Source organism: Halomonas koreensis, assembly GCF_031451675.1.
Lineage (GTDB): Bacteria > Pseudomonadota > Gammaproteobacteria > Pseudomonadales > Halomonadaceae > Halomonas > Halomonas koreensis.
On sequence record NZ_JARWAK010000015.1, the window covers coordinates 69,401 to 85,230 of the forward strand.

At 63.9% G+C, this 15,830-nt stretch carries 13 protein-coding genes and 1 pseudogene; 13 read left to right on the top strand and 1 reads right to left on the bottom strand.

Annotation, left to right across the window (positions count from 1 at the left end; genetic code table 11):
- Positions 1–191: 191 nt before the first annotated feature.
- Entirely contained in the window at positions 192–1,898 is a 1,707-nt protein-coding gene (leuA, locus tag QC818_RS15520; protein ID WP_309653766.1) for a 2-isopropylmalate synthase, read from the top strand.
- Positions 1,899–2,319: 421 nt separating this feature from the next.
- Here the strand turns inward: leuA and epmB are convergent, their stop codons facing one another.
- Complete coding sequence (gene epmB, locus QC818_RS15525; RefSeq protein ID WP_309653767.1) at positions 2,320–3,345, bottom strand: EF-P beta-lysylation protein EpmB; 1,026 nt, start codon at positions 3,343–3,345, stop codon at positions 2,320–2,322.
- Positions 3,346–3,452: 107 nt separating this feature from the next.
- On the opposite strand from epmB, the gene efp reads away from it, so the two are divergent.
- The 12 genes and pseudogenes from efp to QC818_RS15585 form a co-directional block, all read left to right on the top strand.
- Positions 3,453–4,019 (top strand): elongation factor P, encoded by a 567-nt coding sequence (gene efp / locus QC818_RS15530; RefSeq protein WP_309653768.1) that lies wholly within the window; start codon positions 3,453–3,455, stop codon positions 4,017–4,019.
- 197 nt (positions 4,020–4,216) lie between these two features.
- Positions 4,217–5,191 carry an EF-P lysine aminoacylase EpmA gene (epmA, locus tag QC818_RS15535; protein ID WP_309653769.1) on the top strand — a complete coding sequence of 325 codons (975 nt, stop codon included), beginning with the start codon at positions 4,217–4,219 and terminating at the stop codon, positions 5,189–5,191.
- 192 nt (positions 5,192–5,383) lie between these two features.
- On the top strand, positions 5,384–5,902 hold the full coding sequence (locus QC818_RS15540) for an Hcp family type VI secretion system effector (protein ID WP_309652439.1): 519 nt from the start codon (positions 5,384–5,386) through the stop codon (positions 5,900–5,902).
- Positions 5,903–6,142: 240 nt separating this feature from the next.
- The gene (locus QC818_RS15545; RefSeq protein WP_309653770.1) at positions 6,143–8,257 is read left to right on the top strand and encodes a type VI secretion system Vgr family protein; all 2,115 of its coding nucleotides are present in this window, start codon (positions 6,143–6,145) and stop codon (positions 8,255–8,257) included.
- The gene (locus tag QC818_RS15550; RefSeq protein ID WP_309653771.1) at positions 8,254–9,177 is read left to right on the top strand and encodes a DUF4123 domain-containing protein; all 924 of its coding nucleotides are present in this window, start codon (positions 8,254–8,256) and stop codon (positions 9,175–9,177) included. Before QC818_RS15545 ends, QC818_RS15550 begins: the two co-directional genes overlap by 4 nt.
- A complete protein-coding gene (locus QC818_RS15555) occupies positions 9,174–9,986 on the top strand; it encodes a VRR-NUC domain-containing protein (protein ID WP_309653772.1) in 813 nt (270 codons plus the stop codon). Before QC818_RS15550 ends, QC818_RS15555 begins: the two co-directional genes overlap by 4 nt.
- A gap of 21 nt (positions 9,987–10,007) precedes the next feature.
- Positions 10,008–10,970, top strand: a complete 963-nt coding sequence (locus tag QC818_RS15560) for a type VI immunity family protein (protein ID WP_309653773.1) — start codon at positions 10,008–10,010, stop codon at positions 10,968–10,970.
- Complete coding sequence (locus QC818_RS15565) at positions 10,967–11,374, top strand: hypothetical protein (RefSeq protein ID WP_309653774.1); 408 nt, start codon at positions 10,967–10,969, stop codon at positions 11,372–11,374. Before QC818_RS15560 ends, QC818_RS15565 begins: the two co-directional genes overlap by 4 nt.
- Before the next feature lie 16 nt (positions 11,375–11,390).
- Positions 11,391–13,151 carry a type VI immunity family protein gene (locus tag QC818_RS15570; RefSeq protein ID WP_309653775.1) on the top strand — a complete coding sequence of 587 codons (1,761 nt, stop codon included), beginning with the start codon at positions 11,391–11,393 and terminating at the stop codon, positions 13,149–13,151.
- 42 nt (positions 13,152–13,193) lie between these two features.
- Positions 13,194–14,195, top strand: coding sequence for a tetratricopeptide repeat protein (locus QC818_RS15575; RefSeq protein ID WP_309653776.1), 1,002 nt, complete (start codon positions 13,194–13,196; stop codon positions 14,193–14,195).
- A 105-nt stretch (positions 14,196–14,300) separates the two neighbouring features.
- Positions 14,301–15,182 (top strand): tetratricopeptide repeat protein, encoded by an 882-nt coding sequence (locus QC818_RS15580; RefSeq protein WP_309653777.1) that lies wholly within the window; start codon positions 14,301–14,303, stop codon positions 15,180–15,182.
- Positions 15,183–15,238: 56 nt separating this feature from the next.
- Positions 15,239–15,830, top strand: a pseudogene (locus QC818_RS15585) (hypothetical protein); the annotation flags it as partial.

Consider the following 15,830-nt stretch of genomic DNA (forward strand, 5'->3'; position numbering starts at 1 on the left):
AATCGAGGTTGCCATGTCTACCACTGCCCGTGTCACCCCTATGAACATCGTCGCCCCCCATGTCGCAAGCGTGGTCCGTTCGGGCCGCGTGGCGATGGTGGTCGACGCCGCCCCTTCCGACGACGCCCCGTCTGCCGCCCGGCAGCCGGGGCGTCGCCGTTTCTGAATGCCGCCCCTGGGAGAACGCCGCCATGATGCTCGATAACCCCGCTAGCAAGTACCGCCCCTTCGTGGCCGTCGACCTGCCCGACCGCCAGTGGCCCGGCCGGCGCATCGAGGCGCCGCCCCAGTGGTGCGCCGTCGACCTGCGCGACGGCAACCAGGCGCTGATCGATCCCATGGACCAGGAGCGCAAGCAGCGCCTCTTCGACCTGCTGGTGAAGATCGGCTACAAGCAGATCGAGGTGGGCTTCCCCTCCGCCTCCCAGACCGACTTCGACTTCGTGCGCTCGCTGATCGAGGACGACAAGGTGCCGGACGACGTGCACATCCAGGTGCTCACCCAGGCCCGTCCGCACCTGATCGATCGCACCTTCGAGGCGCTCAAGGGCGCGAAGAACGCCATCGTCCACGTCTACAACGCCACCGATCCGGTGTTCCGGCGCGTGGTGTTCAACGTCAACCAGGCCGAGTGCATCCAGATCGCCGTGGACGCCACCACCCGCATCCGCGAGCACATGGCGGCCGCCCCCGAGACGAACTGGACCTTCCAGTACTCCCCGGAGCTGTTCTCCACCACCGAGATGGATTTCGCGGTGGAGATCGTCGACGCCGTGGAGGCCACCCACGGCGCCAGCGCCGACAAGCCGATGATCGTCAACCTGCCGGCCACCGTGGAGTGCGCCACGCCCAACAACTACGCCGACCAGGTGGAGTGGTTCTGCCGGCATGTCGCCAAGCGCGACCACCTGATCGTCAGCGTCCACCCGCACAACGACCGCGGAACCGGCGTCGCCGCCGCCGAGCTCGCGGTGATGGCCGGCGCCGACCGGGTCGAGGGCTGCCTGTTCGGCAACGGCGAGCGCACCGGCAACGTCGACCTCGTCACCCTGGCCATGAACCTCTACACCCAGGGCGTGCACCCCGGGGTCGACTTCTCCAACATCACACCGATCATGCGCGAGGTGGAGTACTGCAACCAGCTGCCGGTGCATCCGCGCCATCCCTACGTCGGCGACCTGGTGTTCACGGCCTTCTCCGGCTCCCACCAGGACGCCATCAAGAAGGGCATGGCCGCCCGCCGCGAGAACCCGGACGGCGTCTGGGAGGTGCCCTACCTGCCCATCGACCCGCTGGACGTGGGCCGCAGCTACGAGGCGGTGATCCGCGTCAACAGCCAGTCCGGCAAGGGCGGGGTCTCCTACCTGCTGGAGCAGGAGCACGGCATCGAGCTGCCGCGCCGGCTGTCCATCGAGTTCAGCCAGGTGGTGCAGGACGTGGCCGACCGGCTGGGCAAGGAGATCACCTCCGAGATGATCTACCAGGCCTTCGTCGACGAGTACCTGGAGCAGCGCGAGCCCTTCGCCCTGGTCAGCCACCGCATGTCCTCCGAGCCGGACAGCCCCACGGTCAGCCTCGAGGCCACCATCGAGGAGCGCGGCGCGCGGCGCACCATCCAGGGGCAGGGCAACGGCCCGCTGGCCGCCTTCGTCAAGGCGCTGGCCGCCGAGGGCCATGACGTGGAGATCATCGACTACCACGAGCACTCCCGCGGCCAGGGCGCCGACGCCGAGGCCATCGCCTACGTGGAGGTGCGCGTCGGCGGCGAGGCCGTGTTCGGCGTGGGCACCGACGAGAGCATCACCAGCGCCTCCATCAAGGGGGTGATGAGCGCCATCAACCGCAAGCGCTCCACCGAGGCCCCGGCGGCCAACGTCACCGCCGCCACCCTCGCCTGACCGGCTACGCCGGGCTCGGGAGCTGTAAGCTTTAAGCTGTAAGTTAAAAACCCCCAAGGCACTGAGCTTTGGGGGTTTTCTTAGGTTCTTCGCACCTTGGCGTGAATAGCATTGTGGGGCACTCGGTTCGGCGCTTCAGAGCCCCTCAAGGCCGGGCGGGCAACATAGCATCTCCCGCGAAGCGCCCTATCAGCGGGACAGAGCCATCGCGCAGGTCATCGTGGGAGCCCAATTCATTGGGCGATAGGCGCCCGGGGGAGATCCTACCGCGGTGCCGCTATCGCCGCCGCTGCGCGGCGGATCGCGATCTGAAGATCGCTCCCACGAAGAGCACACCCACCATGCCAAGCTGAGCCGTGCAGCGACTTCACGCTGATCTGCGAAGACCTTTTCTTATCGCTTACGGCTTACAGCATATAGCTTACAGGGGGGTCTTGCTGGCCTCTCCGGGCACTTCCCGGGCCAGGGTCGGCATCAGGAACCCGGGCAGCCGGGTGCGCAGCTCGTCGACCAGGGCCCTGGCCTCGTCGTCGGGCACGTCGAAGTGGGCCGCGCCGCTCACCGGGTCCAGCACATGCAGGTAGTAGGGCAGCACCCCGGCCTCGAACAGCCGCTCGGACAGCGCGGCCAGGGCATCGACATCGTCGTTGACGCCGCGCAGCAGCACGCTCTGGTTGAGCAGCGTCACGCCCGCCGCCTGCAGCCGCCGACAGGCCTCGACCACCGCCGCGTCGATCTCCTGGGCATGGTTGATGTGCAGCACCATGACCTTCTGCAGCCGGGTGCCGCCCAGCCAGTCGAGCAGGTCGCCGTCGATGCGGTCGGGAATCACCACCGGCAGCCGGGTGTGGACGCGCAGTCGCTTGAGGTGGGGGATGGCCTCCAGGCGCTCCACCAGCCAGGCGAGCTGGCGATCGCTGGCCGCCAGCGGATCGCCGCCGGAGAGGATCGCCTCATGGATCGAGGCATCGTCGCGCAGGTAGGCCAGGGTCTCCTCCCACTGGGCCCGGGAGGGCGCGTTCTCCTCGTAGGGGAAGTGGCGCCGGAAGCAGTAGCGGCAGTTCACCGCACAGGCGGGGCTGGCGATCAGCAGCACTCGGCCGGCGTACTTGTGGATCAGCCCGCGCCGCGGGGTATGTTCGGCCTCGGCGAGGGGGTCGGCCACGTAGCCCGGGGCGGCCTCGGCCTCCTCGCCGAGCGGCAGCACCTGGCGCAGCAGCGGGTCATGCGGCTCGCCGGCGCGGATGCGGGCGAGATAGGCCTCGGGCACCCGCACCTCGAACAGCGCGTGGCCGGTCTCGGCGCCGGGCCACCAGCGCGGCGCGAGGTCCAGGCGTCGGCACAGCTCGCGGGGGTCGCGAATGGCGCCGGCGAGCTGGCGCTGCCAGGCGCCCGGCGACGGCGCGTCGGGCCGGCGCTGCAAAGGGATGGAGCTTCGGGTTATCATGCGGTCACCCGTCGATGCGAGCGAGGGCTTGCCCCTCGGCCACAGTCATTTGCTTGCGCGCGCCCCCGGCCTCGGCCGGCGGCGCGCTGGAATATGGAACGATCATCATGGCGAACTATTCTACCAACGAATTCAAGGCCGGTCTGAAGGTCATGCTGGACGGCGACCCGTGCGCCATCCTCGAGAACGACTACGTCAAGCCGGGCAAGGGCCAGGCCTTCAACCGCGTCAAGCTGCGCAACCTGATGACCGGCCGGGTCTGGGAGCGAACCTTCAAGTCCGGCGAGTCCCTGGAAGGCGCCGATGTCCTGGAACTGGACATGGAGTACCTCTACACCGACGGCGACATGTGGTACTTCATGCTCAACGACGGCTCCTTCGAGCAGTATCCGGTCGAGAAGAAGGCCCTGGGCGAGACCGAGAAGTGGCTCAAGGAACAGGTGGTCTACACCGTGACCCTGTGGAACGACAACGTCATCAACGTCACGCCGCCGAACTTCATCGAGCTGGAGGTCACCGAGACCGATCCCGGTCTCAAGGGCGACACCGCCCAGGGCGGCTCCAAGCCGGCCACCCTGTCCTCCGGCGCCGTGGTGCGCGTGCCGCTGTTCATCAACGAGGGTGAGGTGCTGAAGGTGGATACGCGGACCGGCGAGTACGTCTCCCGCGCGTGATTCCGGGCCCTTCCTGCGCTCGCTCATACGGCGTTGACTCCTGGGACGGCTTGCTCATTTAGCGCCGCTAAACTCCGCCGCCTTACCCAGGAGTCGCCTTGTCTGAGCACCGCTCGGAGAGGGCGCTACCTGGGCGAGCCTCGCCCGCAAGGCCACGTGTGTATGCGTGGCCTTCGTCGTTTGTGGAGAAGCACACGATGTCGATTGATTGGCGACCCACGGCCGAGATCGCGACGCTGCGCGAGCGCGCCCGGCTGCTCGGCGAGGTGCGGGCCTTCTTCGCCGAGCGCGGCGTGCTCGAGGTGGAGACCCCGGTGCTCGGCCATGGTGGCAGCACCGACATGCACCTGGCCTCGCTGGCCTGCGAGGCCACGACGCCGGCGGGCCGCGAGCGGCTCTGGCTGCAGACCTCGCCGGAGTTCCACATGAAGCGGCTGCTGGCCGAGGGCAGCGGCCCCATCTACCAGATCGCCCGCAGCTTCCGTGACGGCGAGGTAGGCGCTCGCCACAACCTCGAGTTCACCATGCTGGAGTGGTACCGCCCGGGGCTCGATCTCGACGGCCTGATCGAAGAGACCGGCACGCTGATCCGCCGGATCCTGCCGGCCGATCCCGGCCCGGTGCGCCGCCGCCGCTATCGCGAGCTGTTCCGCGAGCACCTGGAGCTCGACCCCTTCACCGAGCCCCTCGATGTCCTGCGCCGCCTGGCCGGAGAGCGGGGCGGGCTCGACATGGCCGAGGCCGAGCGCGACGACTGCCTCGACCTGCTGATCAGCCTGGTCATCGAGCCGCACCTGGGCCGCGACGGCATCGACGTGGTGGTGGACTATCCGGCCAGCCAGGCGGCGCTGGCGCGCCGCCATCGGGATCCGGAGGACGGCGAGTGGGTGGCCTCGCGCTTCGAGATCTATCGCCAGGGCCTCGAGCTGGCCAACGGCTACGATGAGCTCACCGATGCCGCCGAGCAACGCGAGCGCTTCGCCGAGGACAATGCCGCCCGCCGTGCGGCGGGCCTGCCCGAGGTGGACGTGGACAGCCGCCTGCTGGCCGCGCTCGAGGCCGGCATGCCGGCGGGAAGCGGCGTGGCCCTGGGGCTCGACCGGCTGTTCCAACTGGCGCTGGGCAAGGACAGCGTGGCCGAGGTGATGGCCTTCGCCACGCCGCGGGCCTAGGCGGGCAACGACTTGCCCGCCGGGCAAGATCTTGCTCGTGTCGGGCAAGATCTTGCCTAATCATCATGAGTTCTGAGGCTTTCGATATATGCAAGTAATTGATATGTAATCACTTTTATGTTTTTGGCATGCGGTCTGCTTTATGAGTGAGTGTCCATCGGACACCACGATTCATCGTCAAGGAGCAGACACATGCCTACCCCGTGTTATATCAGCATCGAAGGCCAGACCCAGGGCAACATCACCGCCGGGGCCTTCACCCCCGAGTCCGTCGGCAACATCTACGTCGAGGGCCACGAGGACGAGATGCTGGTGCAGGAATTCAAGCACATCGTCACCGTGCCGACCGACCCGCAGTCCGGCCAGCCCTCCGGCCAGCGCGCCCACAAGCCGTTCATCTTCACCGTGGCCCTGAACAAGGCCGTACCGCTGCTGTACAACGCCCTGGCCTCCGGCGAGATGCTGCCCAACGTCGAGCTGAAGTGGTACCGCACCTCCGTGGAGGGCAAGCAGGAGCACTTCTTCACCACCGCGCTGACCGACGCCACCATCGTCGACATCAACCTGCGCATGCCCCACGCCCAGGATTCCAACAGCTCTGAATTCACCCAGCTGATGGACGTCTCCCTGGCCTACCGCAAGATCGACTGGGAGCACACCGTCGCCGGCACCTCCGGTTCCGACGACTGGCGCGCCCCGATCGAGGCCTGAGGCCCCGCGCCACCGACGGTGCCCCAGCCAATGCTCGCGCCGGCGGGCACCGTGTTCGCCGCCAGGGCTTCGGCCCTGGCGGCGGCATGCGTCAGCGTTTGTCGATTCATTCTGTAAGCGATCGCTTACGCATGCCGCCGACGCCTTGTCTCGGCGACGCGCTCGCGTAACCTACCCCCTGCCGTTGGCCGCTCCGCGCCGGCGGGACCAGGAACGGACACGGCCTCCAGGAGGGATGCCATGACCCAGGCCAATGGACTGCAGTTCACCCTGAGCCTCGCCGGGGCCGGCGAGGCCGAGCTGGCGGTGATCGACTTCACCCATGAAGAGGCGCTGTCGGCACCCTTCCACCTGCGGGTGCGCTTCGCCAGCCGCACCGGCGACCTCTCGCCCGAGGCGCTGCTCGACCGCCCGGCGAGCCTCACCGTGTGGCAGGACGGCGTGGCCCAGCGCCGGGTCCACGGCATCGTCGCCGAGTTCGGCCGCGGCGACCGCGGCCATCGCCGCAGCCACTACGAGGCGGTGATCCGCCCGTCGCTGTGGCGGCTCTCGCTGCGCCAGAACTCGCGGATCTTCCAGCGCGTCTCGCCGCTGACGATTCTCAACACCCTGTGCGAGGAGCGCGGCCTGCGTGATGTGGCCTTCGCGGTGACCCGCGAGCCGGAGGAGCGCGAGTACTGCGTGCAGTACCGCGAGACCGATCTCGAATTTCTCGAGCGCCTGGCCGCCGAGGAGGGGCTGTTCTACTTCCATGAGTTCGAGGACGCCGACCTCGGCGCCCACCGGCTGGTGTTCGCCGACGATCCCCAGGTGCTCGCCGCCCTCGGCGAGCGGACCTATCATCACCGTGCCGGCGGCAGCGCGCCCCGGCGTCACCTGCGGCGGCTGACCCAGACCGCCCGGGTGCGCCCGGCCCGCGCCCAGCTCAAGGACTATTCGTTCAAGCAGCCGGCCTATGCCCAGCTGCACGACCACCAGGGCCAGGGGCTGGAGCAGCATAGCCAGCGGGCGGACTACGAGCACTACGACTACCCGGGCCGCTACAAGGCCGACGCCTCGGGCCAGGCCTTCACTCGCCACCGCCTGGAGCACCTGAGAAGCGACGCCCTGACCCTGGCCGGCGAGAGCGACCTGCCCGAGCTCGCCCCGGGCAGGCGCTTCACCCTGGCCGACCACGACGTCGACGCGTTCAACCGCGGCTGGCAGGTGGTCAAGGTGGTCCACGAGGGCGAGCAGCCCCAGGCGCTGGAGGAAGACGCCGTGGGCGTGACCGCCGGGGATCGTGACGGCATGACCCGCTATCACAACACCCTGAGCCTGACCCCGGACGACGCCGCCTGGCGCCCGGTACCCCAACCCAAGCCGCGGGTCGACGGCCCCCAGGTGGCCTTCGTGGTGGGTCCCGAGGGCGAGGAGATCCACTGCGACGCTCACGGCCGGGTGCGCTGCCAGTTCCCCTGGGACCGCTATGCGGAGCCCAATGAGACGGCAAGCGCCTGGATTCGCGTCAGCCAGGGCTGGGCCGGGGGCGGCTACGGCATGATGGCGATCCCGCGGATCGGCCACGAGGTGATCGTCTCCTTCCTGGAGGGCGACCCGGACCAGCCGCTGATCACCGGGCGCACCTACCACGCGGTGAACACCCCGCCGTACCCGCTGCCGGAGCACAAGACGCGCACCGTGCTGCGCACCCAGACCCATCAGGGCGAGGGCTTCAACGAGCTGCGCTTCGAGGACCAGCGCGACCAGGAGCAGATCTGGTGGCACGCCCAGAAGGACCTGGAGCTGCTGACCGAGAACGACCGCACCGAGGAGATTCGCCGCGACAGCGATCTCCGGATCAAACGCGACCGCATCGCGGAGCTCGACCGCGACGACCACCACACCGTGCATGGCGAGCGCCGCGAGAAGAGCGACGGCGCCCAGCATCTGACCGTCGACGGCAGCCTGCACCTCAGCGCCGGCCAGGCCTGGCTCACCGAGAGCGGCCGCGAGCTGCACATCCAGGCCGGCCAGAAGGTGGTGCTGGAGGCCGGCAGCGAGCTGACGCTCAAGGCCGGCGGCAGCTTCCTCAAGGTCGACGGCGGCGGCATCACCATCGTCGGCCCCAGCGTCAAAGTCAACGCCGGCGGCAGCCCTGGCAGCGGCACCGGGCAGGGCGCCCAGGCGCCGCTGTTGCCGGGCGAGGCAGGGGAGGAAGTCCACGAACGGGTTGCACCGGTCTCCATGGCGCCCACCGCCTTTGCCGAAACGACGGGCCAGGCGATGGCCCTTCAGCGCGCCGCCAGTAGCGGCAAGGCGCTGTGCGATATCTGCGCCGACACGCTCAAGACCTCATCACGGGATTCACGATGAGCGCATTGCCATCCTGCACGCACATTTTGCTCGACGCGGCGTTACCCGATCTGCGAGAGCAGTGGTATCGGCGCTCACCCTATTGCACCGCCAGCGAGGCCCTGTATGCCGGCACACCTTTCGCTCATCTGATCGAGGTGTCGCCGCTGGTGGCCCGTACCGCACCGGACGACCCCTTCCTGCACTGGCTGATGGCCGAACGGCCGAGCCTGAACTGGGGGCTGCTGTTGGAAAGCCCGGCGACGCCTGACGCGCTGGCCGCGCATTTTCGCCACTGGCTGACGATTCTCGATCAACAGGGCAACGAGGTGATCTTCCGCTTCTATGATCCTGACGTATTGCCGTATTTCCTCGGCGCCTTCGATGAGCGCGAGCATCAGCGGTGGTTCGGGCCGCTCTCGGCGGTACACTGCCGAACCGACACCGGCTTCACCACCTGGCACCGCGTCGAGCTCTCCCGGGAGGGCGTTCTCACGGAGCGGCTACCGCCGCCTCCCTGGTGGAAACTGAATGCCCGGCACCAGCAGGCGCTGCAACCGCTGTATCGCCGCGAATTGATCCATGACACCCGGCAGCGCCTGCTGCTCGAGGCAGGCGCCTGGCTGATGCATCTGGATGGCGTAGGCGTCGAAGCGCGGATCGCCGATGCCATCGATCGCCTGACGGCACTCAATGGCGGCGCCCTACCTAGCCGCGAAGAGGCCGCCCGGTTCTGCCTGCTGGCGGTGACCAGCTGCTCGCACCCCGAGCGGCGCGACGACTTCCAACATGATCTTGCGCGGCATGGCCTGACGGCGACCCTTGCCAACTGGCAGGCCCATGCCTACGGCAAGCTATCCGACCGCTTGCATCATGATCCCGCCTGGCTGCCCGATGGACCGCAGATGGCACCAGTGCCACGAGAAGGAACTCACCCATGAGCGAGACCGGCGCCCAGCAGTGTCCGCTGGACAACGAAATCGAGAGCCGCCTGGGCATCGTCTGCAGCTTCGTCTGTACCTGCAACGAGGTGCCCAATCAGGGCCGCGGTGGCATCAACCTCAAGCAGAGCTGTGTCGATGTGGGCATTCAGCGGCTCAACGAGGCCTGCGACACCGGCCTGCGCGTGCAGGTACCCTACTATATGGGAGATTCTCCGCCCTCGCCGCTACTGCTCAAGGACGCCGAAGGCCGAGAGACCCGAGAGCCGATTCGCAACTTCGGCCATGCCATCAACCGCATCATCCGCTTGAAGCGCGATGGGGCCTTGCTGAGCGAAAGCGCGAAGAATCGATCGGAAGGCTATACCCGAGGCGAGCTGCGCATTCCCGATGCTGTGGCCCTGCGTGACCCCAATGGCAAGCCCACCCAGGACAACCTATTGGGAGTGGTCGAGGTCAAGTTTCCGCCGGATGACTGGGGAGACGGTCAAGAGAGGGCTTATGAACAAATTGCGGGCAGCGATGATGATCTGCATTTGCTTACCCCCGAGAAATGCCAATGTGATGGCCCTCGCCAGACAGAATACGAACCGGATACCCAGCCGGCCATGGAGGTCTATCAGGATCGACTGGAAGAGCAGGGTATTTCCTGGGGCACCGTGGCCGCCGGCGTCGGCCTGGTGGCCATCGGCGCCGCCGCGACCTATTTCTCTGGCGGACTTGGAGCGGCGGCGGGCGGTCAGGCCATACGGCAGGGGGCCGGCATGGCGCTCGGTGGGTTGGGCCTGGGTACCGCGGCGGCCTGGTAACGTCATCAAGGAGGTAATCCCATGCAAACACCGCAAGATCTCGATCAGTTGCTGACCATCGAGACCGATAACGGCGTGCTCTTCAAGGTCTGCCTGGGCGTGGCGCTGTTCTTTACCGGCTCCCAACAGGAGGAGAAGCGCCAGGCGGTGCTGGAGATTCTCGCCGACTATCGCGATCTAGTCGGCGATCAGCTCACCTGGACCACCAACCCCTCCACCGGCAAGTGGAAAAAGCTCCAGGGGTTCGATAGCTATATCACCCCCTTCGATTGGCTGCCGACCTATGGCGCGGGAGAATGGGAGTTCGTTTATCATGGTGGCCAGCAGCGCAGTGATGCTAATGAGCATAGCTTCGTAGCTCTTGGTGTATTAAAAAACAATGATTTTAGCTATTTGTATTGCCAGTTTCCGGTTGATTTCTTTATCGAGCGTGAGCAGAAGCTACCCGCCCTGGTGCAGCAGTGGTGCGATAAACTCAAGCCCGAGCACGGTTATGCCGGCTTCTGGCTAGGAAGGTCGTATGGTTATGCGCGAAGTGCTGAATCAGTGATGCTTGAATACAAGTTCGGCCAGCGTTTCCCGGGCTTGCAAGTTAATAAATTTACAACTCACTCCTTGAATCTTCATCGAGGCCTCAAGGGCGTCGACTGGCTGACCATTCTCTCCGATCGCTGGCTGGAGCGGCTAGGTGGCCTGGATCGCGTCAAGGCCGAGATGGGCGAGCTGCCGGTGCTGGACTATGAGGGTGGCGCCATCCTGCGCGCCGGCCCCATGCCGCAGCTTGGCGACAATGAGCATCCCGAGGCCAATGCCGCCCTGGCCGACTATCGGCGCGTCGCGGCGATCATCGAGCCGGTACGCATCAAGGATCATCCGGGTATCCATCCGCGCCTGTCGCCCAGCTATCGCCATGAGAAGCGCTTCGACGCCCAGGAATACCAGGCCTGGTTGGCCCGCTTTAGTCCGCAGGAGGATGCGTCATGAGCGAAATGCCGTCGAAGGGGGAGGACTTTCCGCTGGCGTGGTTCCCCGGTCAGCTCTTTCCCGATATCGACCTGGAGCGGGTAGAGGTCGACGACACGGCCATCAGGGTACTCTGCCGCGACGGCGACTGGTCGCTGCAGTCGGATATCACCCCCTTCTGGGGGCCGGGCACCATGGTCTTGCATACCCGGGAGCCGGCACAGGTGCATATCCAGGAGGGAGCACGCTGGCCGCTCGTCGACCGGGAGCTGGCCGAGGAGAAGCTGCTACCGATGTTCCATACGCTGGAACTGATCGAGCGCGGTGAGCCCTGGCGGCTGCGCGGCCGTGCCGGCGAACGCAATGCGGTGGTGGAGCTGCGCGCCGAGATCACCGCCATCACCTGGCACGCCGCCGACGCCTGACGACGAAGGAACCGATATGGCAAGGGCGCCGACCATCGACGTACTGGATGCCCCGCTCGACCAGGTGCTGACCGTCGAGACCGATAAGGGCGTGCTCTTCAAGGTCTGCCTGGGCGTGGCGCTGTTCTTTACCGGCTCCCAACAGGAGGAGAAGCGCCAGGCGGTGCTGGAGATTCTCGCCGACTATCGCGATCTGGCCGGCGATCAGCTCACCTGGACCACCAATCCCACCACCGGCAAGTGGAAAAAGCTCCAGGGGTTCGATAGCTATATCATCCCCTTCGACTGGCTGCCTACTTATGGCTCCGGCGAGTGGGAGTTTGTCTATCATGGCGGCAATAAACGCAGTGACGCCAATGACTACGGTTTTATTGTCCTGGGGAAGTTGCCCGCACATGATGAAGCCGGGGAAGTCAGCAGATTATATTGCCTCTTTCCTGTTGACTTCTTTGTCGAACGGCAGCAGAAGCTACCCGCGCTGGTTCAGCAGTGGTGCGATAAACTCAAGCCCGAGCACGGTTATGCCGGCTTCTGGCTAGGAAGGTCGTATGGTTATGCGCGAAGTGCTGAATCAGTGATGCTTGAATACAAGTTCGGCCAGCGTTTCCCGGGCTTGCAAGTTAATAAATTTACAACTCACTCCTTGAATCTTCATCGAGGCCTCAAGGGCGTCGACTGGCTGACCATTCTCTCCGATCGCTGGCTGGAGCGGCTCGGTGGCCTCGATCGCGTCAAGGCCGAGATGGGCGAGCTGCCGGTGCTGGACTATGAGGGTGGCGCCATCCTGCGTGCCGGCTCCATGCCGCAGCTTGGCGACAATGAGCATCCCGGGGCCAATGCCGCCCTGGACGAGCTCGGCATGCTCAGCGAGCCGCTCGACGACTGGGGCGAGCTGTCCAAGGCGACCCTGGCCGCCGAGGCCCTGGCAGGCATCGGCGCCGAGGCGGACTTCCAGATCGGCCTGATCGACGGCAAGTTCGTGCTGACCCTCAAGGCCCGGCTGGTGCTCAAGGGCGGCGTCGGCGGCAAGTTCAGCGTCGAGCTCGATCCCGATCGGCTTGACCCCTGGATGGGCATGCTGCATCAGGCCTTGGTGGACAACGACTACGAGGTGGTCGACTGGATCACCCCCGCTGCCTTCGAGGGTTTCAGCAAGCTGTTCTTCATGCAGACGATGCTGCTGGTGGATGTCGGCATGCTGGCCCTGCGGGGTGTGGACTACGTGGACAGCCTGTACGACGACTTTACCCGCTCGGAGCGGGCCGGACCGATAGCCTATGCCATCGTCGACACGGCATCTAACCCCGAGAGGGAGAAGCAGTTGAAGGCCTGGGTGCAGCAATTGCCGCCGGAAGCCTTGGGGCCCCTGCTGCATGTGTTGGCCAGCGGGCCGGAATCCTTCGATGCAGACGGTGATCGGTTTAGCGAAGCCCAAGCCCGGGATTACCAGCAGATCGCTATCACCAACTGCTTGCAGTGGCTGGTAGAAGGGGCGACGAAAGGCGCCTATAACGACATGTGCTATCGATTCTCGGATACCGATCCCAACCCGGCCCAGATTCTCTTCGAGAAGAGCGTTGCGCGCATGGCGAGCGATGGGAAAAAAACTGAAGAGCGTCTGCTTGATGCTTATTGGGAAGGGAAATCAAGATTGAATTCTTTCATGGATGAGGCTTCGGGAAATAGTGGTCAGCTTGCTGCTGACGCTAGAAACTCGAGGATGGATTACACTCAGCTTTGCTTATCTCTTGGTCGGCACTTTGCTTCTGTTGAGTAACTGTTGGTGCCGTTGTTTTGATTTTATATAGGTGGTGATTTCATGGCTGTGTCAGGAAGAGTAAAGCTGTTGCTATCAAGTGTATTGCTTTTGTTTTCATCTTTTGCTTGGGGGCTGGATGATGAAGCCAAGGCTGCTAAGGAAGAGGGTATGCGGCTTTATAATATCAGTCATTCAACAGCGGCACTGCCATATCTGGAAAAGGCGGCTAATGCTGGAGATGTAGAGTCCATGTATTACATGGGAGAGGCCGAGCGCCGTCAGCGCATGATGAATATGACGCGAGCAGCCCTGGACTGGTATCTGAAAGCCGCTGAACAGGGCGAACCCTACGCCATGCTGCGACTTTGGGGTGGTGGTGCCTGTGTTGCTGGTGATTACTGCCCCGAGGATGCCGAGGGCTGGCGCGAAAAGGCGCTAGCCGAGCAATTGCCCCGCGCCGAGGCTGGCGATCCCGAGGCCATGCTGGCGTTGCATTACATTTATGGCGCCCTGGACGATAGCGATGAAGGGCATGAATGGCTGGAGAAAGCTGCAGAAGCCGGTAACCCTGAGGCTCAGGATCGTCTGGCCAAGATGATTCAAGATGGATATGGATTCTATTGGTCGGATGAAGGTCGCCTCGAAGCGGCTGAAAAATTGGCTCGAGGAGCAGCTGAACAAGGGTATGTGCCTGCCATGCATACCTTGTCTGGTCTTTTAATTGATAAAGGTCAAGAAGAAGAGTCTTGGGAGTGGTTGGTCAAGGCATCCGAGAATGGTTCGCGTGGGGCTCGCTTGACAATTGGATGGTGTTACCTTAATCCAGAAGAATATGGCCAGGAAGGTGGTGGGTGTTTTGTTGGTCAGGATGTTGTGAAAGGTTGGGCCACCCTTTATGCAGTAGATGAAGAAATTGGTGATAATACCGCTAAGTCGATTATGGAACGTAATAGAAATCTTCTCAGCTATGAGCAGCGCCAACAGGCAGAAGGAATTGCAGAAGATACGTGGCTTAGTCATGGCCCCCCTTTGTCGAAATTTCCGCCGAGATATGGCTTCTAGATTGTGAGAAATAAGGCTTTAGGTGGAATTCTGGTTTGCCTGCTTTTTCTGGCGATGCCTGCTTGGGGATTAGATGCTGATTTTCAGGCCGCCAAGGATGCTGGCATGATCGACTACAATCTTGGATATGTCGTTGATGCTATCCCCAAGCTGGAGGTGGCTGCCGAAGCTGGCGATATGGAGGCCATGTACTACTTGGGAGAGTCTCATCGTATAACCCATATGGGAATGACCAGTGATGCCTTGGAGTGGTATCTGAAAGCCGCTGAGCATAACGATCCCTATGCGATGCTGCGTCTATGGGGAGGTGGAGCCTGCGTCGCCGGTGACGAGTGCCCGGAGGACGCAGAGGGCTGGCGAGAGAAGGCGCTGGCAGAGCAGTTGCCTCGTGCCGAGGACGGTGATACCGAAGCCATGCTGGCTCTGTATTATATTTACGGAGCCTTGGACGATAGTGATGAAGGTAATGAGTGGCTGGAGCGTGCTGCAAATGAAGGGAACCCTGAGGCTCAGCACCGGTTGAGCACCATGATTCGAGATGGATATGGCTTCTACTGGAGCGATTCTCGCCGTTCGGATGCTGCGATTGAGTGGGCACGTAAAGCCGCCGAGCAAGATTATGTTCCTGCTATGAATACTTTGTTTGCATTGTTGAGCAATATAGGGGATGTGAAGGAAGGGTGGAGCTGGCTAGTCAAAGCATCTGAAGCTGGTTTTCTTGATGCAAGGCTGAATGTGGGAAGTTGCTATTTTTCCCCGGGAGTAAGAGGCGACTTTTGTATTGTCGAACAAGACAAAGTCAAAGGTTGGGCAATTTTTTATGCAGCTGAGCATGAAACTGGAAGCAATGCCTCCCAGTCTCTTCTTCGTCTTAATAGAGATGATATAACATATGAAGAACGACAAGAGGCTGAAGAGCTAGCCGAAGACGAGTGGCTCGGCCATGGGCCTCCTTTGTCTAACTTCCCCCCTAAATATGGTTTCTAGAACGCACGTCATGCACTCGGCTATCCCTGAATTCAAGCAATAAGCGCAGTGTCGACGTGCTGGTGCGCAACGACTTTCCGCTGCGCGAGTTCAGCTCGCCGCTGAGTCCCCAGTCGCTCAGTCACTTGAGCCTGCACCAGTTGGCGGCGCTGGCCATGACGGCGGAAGAGCATGAGCGCCTCAATAGAAGCCTGCCGGGCGATGGGGCGCTCCCCGCCCAGCTGTGGGAGGCCCCCGAGAGTGCGCTCGCGCAGTGGCTCGCCGACCGGGGCTGCCAGCGCATCGAGTGGCAGGGCGAGTGGCATGACGAGGTGCTCGGGCTGTTCGAGCCCGAGCGCTTCTTCGCTTACCTCGAGGCGGAAGACATTCAGGTCGCTGCCCTGGAGGGCCGGCGAGATGCCTGGGGGGAGACCCTGCAGCACCTGCTCTTCACCGGCCCCTCCCACAAGGTGTTGCGACTCTTCGATGCCTCGGCTCAGGCGCAGTACCTGCGCATGGTCGGGATGAGCTATGGCGACCTCAAGGAGCAGGTCGCGCCGGATCGTCCCCAGGAGATACAGGCCACGGGGCCGAGCCTGTCGCTGGAGGTCATGGACGGCAGCGTCTCGGCCGAGGCGGGTAGTAACCTCGAGGCCGAGGCCAAGGATA

Coding starts and splice junctions, on each gene's coding strand:
- leuA (WP_309653766.1), top strand. CDS start 192: ATGATGCTCGATAACCCCGCTAGCAAGTACCGCCCCTTCGTGGCCGTC.
- epmB (WP_309653767.1), bottom strand. CDS start 3,345: ATGATAACCCGAAGCTCCATCCCTTTGCAGCGCCGGCCCGACGCGCCG.
- efp (WP_309653768.1), top strand. CDS start 3,453: ATGGCGAACTATTCTACCAACGAATTCAAGGCCGGTCTGAAGGTCATG.
- epmA (WP_309653769.1), top strand. CDS start 4,217: ATGTCGATTGATTGGCGACCCACGGCCGAGATCGCGACGCTGCGCGAG.
- QC818_RS15540 (WP_309652439.1), top strand. CDS start 5,384: ATGCCTACCCCGTGTTATATCAGCATCGAAGGCCAGACCCAGGGCAAC.
- QC818_RS15545 (WP_309653770.1), top strand. CDS start 6,143: ATGACCCAGGCCAATGGACTGCAGTTCACCCTGAGCCTCGCCGGGGCC.
- QC818_RS15550 (WP_309653771.1), top strand. CDS start 8,254: ATGAGCGCATTGCCATCCTGCACGCACATTTTGCTCGACGCGGCGTTA.
- QC818_RS15555 (WP_309653772.1), top strand. CDS start 9,174: ATGAGCGAGACCGGCGCCCAGCAGTGTCCGCTGGACAACGAAATCGAG.
- QC818_RS15560 (WP_309653773.1), top strand. CDS start 10,008: ATGCAAACACCGCAAGATCTCGATCAGTTGCTGACCATCGAGACCGAT.
- QC818_RS15565 (WP_309653774.1), top strand. CDS start 10,967: ATGAGCGAAATGCCGTCGAAGGGGGAGGACTTTCCGCTGGCGTGGTTC.
- QC818_RS15570 (WP_309653775.1), top strand. CDS start 11,391: ATGGCAAGGGCGCCGACCATCGACGTACTGGATGCCCCGCTCGACCAG.
- QC818_RS15575 (WP_309653776.1), top strand. CDS start 13,194: ATGGCTGTGTCAGGAAGAGTAAAGCTGTTGCTATCAAGTGTATTGCTT.
- QC818_RS15580 (WP_309653777.1), top strand. CDS start 14,301: ATGATCGACTACAATCTTGGATATGTCGTTGATGCTATCCCCAAGCTG.